Source organism: Promineifilum sp. (SeqCode) (assembly GCF_041918635.1).
Classification (GTDB): domain Bacteria; phylum Chloroflexota; class Anaerolineae; order Promineifilales; family Promineifilaceae; genus Promineifilum.
Genome location: NZ_JAYRVJ010000214.1, coordinates 1 through 2402, shown reverse-complemented (window position 1 = coordinate 2402; position 2402 = coordinate 1). Strand labels below are relative to the sequence as shown.

Annotated in this window: 2 protein-coding genes and 1 pseudogene; all 3 read right to left on the bottom strand. The window is 65.2% G+C overall.

The features are described from left to right. A pseudogene (locus ACE3UY_RS07330) lies at positions 1–423 on the bottom strand (glutamate formiminotransferase); the annotation flags it as partial. A gap of 4 nt (positions 424–427) precedes the next feature. Continuing rightward, a complete protein-coding gene (locus ACE3UY_RS07325) occupies positions 428–2200 on the bottom strand; it encodes a DUF4129 domain-containing protein (protein WP_374686887.1) in 1773 nt (590 codons plus the stop codon). Beyond that, on the bottom strand, positions 2197–2402 hold a 206-nt coding region (locus ACE3UY_RS07320; protein ID WP_374686886.1), incomplete at its 5' end, for a hypothetical protein. The genes ACE3UY_RS07320 and ACE3UY_RS07325, both read right to left, overlap by 4 nt.

The window sequence follows — 2402 nt, the reverse complement described above, 5'->3', positions numbered from 1 at the left end:
GCGGATGTCGGCCAGATTCTCGCGATCCGGCCGGGTGGCCGCCGCGCCGTAGAGGTAAACGGCGACGCCCAGTTCTTCGCCCACGCGCTTGCCCAGCCGGCGGGCCAGCACGACGCACTCCTCCATCGTCACCCCGCGAATAGGGATGAGAGGGCAGACGTCGGTCGCGCCGATACGTGGGTGCTCTCCGTGGTGCTGATCGAGATCGATCAGTTCCTTGGCCGCGGCGATGCCGCGGTAAGCGGCGTCGACGACGTCATCCGGCGCGCCGACAAAGGTGATGACGGTGCGGTTGTGGTCGGGATCGGCGCTGACGTCGAGCACCTGGACGGCCCCGCCGCGGATGGCGTCGGCGATGCGGCCATAGACGGCCGGATCGCGGCCGTTGCTGAAGTTGGGCACACATTCTACAAGGGCTTGCATGTGTTTAGGATTCCTCCTGTGGATCGTTGTGGGTTGTTGGTTGCTGGTCGTGCTCACGGCTCGCCCGCAGTCGCGCCTTGACGCGCTTCCACACGTCCCTAATGCGCTCGGCGGCCGACTTTTCGATAGGCTGCGGGCTGTAGCGCGCTTCGAGAAAGGCGTCGGTCAGGCCCTGCAAGTCTTCCCCCGCTTCGGGCCAATGCGCTTTCAACCCTTCGGCATATTCGAGCGGCGTGTCACTCTGCCGCCGCGCCACGCCGCGCTCCCCGGCCCGCCTGACAGTAGCCAGGTAATAGTAGCGGATTTGCTCACGCGGCGAGAGCGCGCCCAGACGAATGAAACGCGGTCGCGGCAGAGGACTCTTATCCTGCGTCGGGGCGGATGAGTGGGGGGCTAACCTTTCCCGCAGATCGCGCCGCGCCCGCCGTGCCCGGCGTCGAAGATTCAGCCAGAACGCCTTGATCCACTCTGACACGGTGGCCCACCGGCCGCGCACTTCCCCCCACTCCACGCGGTAGCCCCGCTCGCGCAGGAAGAATATCAGCGCCCCAATGATGATGGCGATCAGCAGCGCCCAGAAGGCGGAACTGATGATAAAGGTCAGTTCGGGACTGGCGGTCGGCGGCGGCGTGGTGGCTGGCGGAACGACCGGCGTCGGCATCGGCGCTATCTCCGGCGTGGGTATAGGCTCCTGGCCGACCGTGTTGGTCAACGAGGCCAACAAGGAGGCAAAGAGGAAACCGATTATGGAGTAAATCATGCCGACGGCGTACAGCAAGCCGTTGAGTACCGCGGAGAGAATACGGCTGATGGCGAACGATGAGCCGATGGGCAAGAAAGCGGCCCCCAGGGCGATGACCAGCAAGAGAAGCAGCGAACTGCGCTGCCAGCCTCGCTCAACCGTGACGTCTTTGGCCATGCCGTCGAATAGCCAGAGGGCATTCAGCCGCAGCATACGCGCGTGGCTCAACAGCCACAGTCCGGCCAGAAAGTAGACCAGCAGCGCCAGCAGCATGCCGGGGTCCAGTCCTAGCCGCGTGATCTCGAACGGGTTGGCCACCGTCGCCAACTCGCCCATTTCATAAGTGCTCAGCGCCGCCAGTAAGACCATGATCATGCCGCCGGTGAGCCACTGCCGCAGGTATTGCTCCTGGAGCATCTGTCGAGGGACCTGGATCGGCCGGTCGTCGGCCTGGGCCTTCTGCTCGGCGAACGACAGGGTATAGTACTGCAACTCCGCCTCGCTGACGTCGAGTTGAGTGAAGATGCGGCTAGCCGACACGGCCAGCCACCAGGCTACCAGTGTCGTCAGCACGGTCGTGATGAAGCCGCCGGCCAGAAAGAAACTGAGTGGGGCAGCCAGGTAGAGGCGCACCTCGGCGGGGGAGGGCAGACCGTCTCCAAACAAAACCCAACTGACAATGCGCGACAGGACGACGAGCAGCAGCAGTTCGGCCGCGCGGTAGATGCCGCGATCGACGCCGCGACTATTGGGGTGATGGAGCCAGGCGGTCGTATACACGCCCTCGAGCGCGGCGAAGAAGCACAGCAGGGTCAGCATGGACCACGGCTCTTCCGGCGCGCCCAGCTGGACGATGACTAGCAAGGCCACGGCCGGCGCGGTAGCCATAACGGCCATGAGCACTGGCCGGATGAGCCGGCGCGTCCAGGGATCGACCTGAAAGGCCAGACGCGCGCCAGGGGGCGGGACACGTCGCTGCCGGGCCGCGGCGATCACCCCCTTGTTGCGAACTGGACGCCAACGGCGTTGGCTCATGCTCTCCCCCGTGGCGCACTCGTTGCCTGCCACTGGCCGCCCGCGCCCTGGCCTAACCGATCGAGAGCGGCCCTGCCGGTGATGTTGTAGGCCTGGAAGCCAAGCCGGCGTGCCCGCTCTCGCACCTGTCCAAAATTGGCGCTCGGTTCGATAGCGATCAGGATGGGATTGAATCCGGCGCGCACCATCTGGTGCAGCGTAT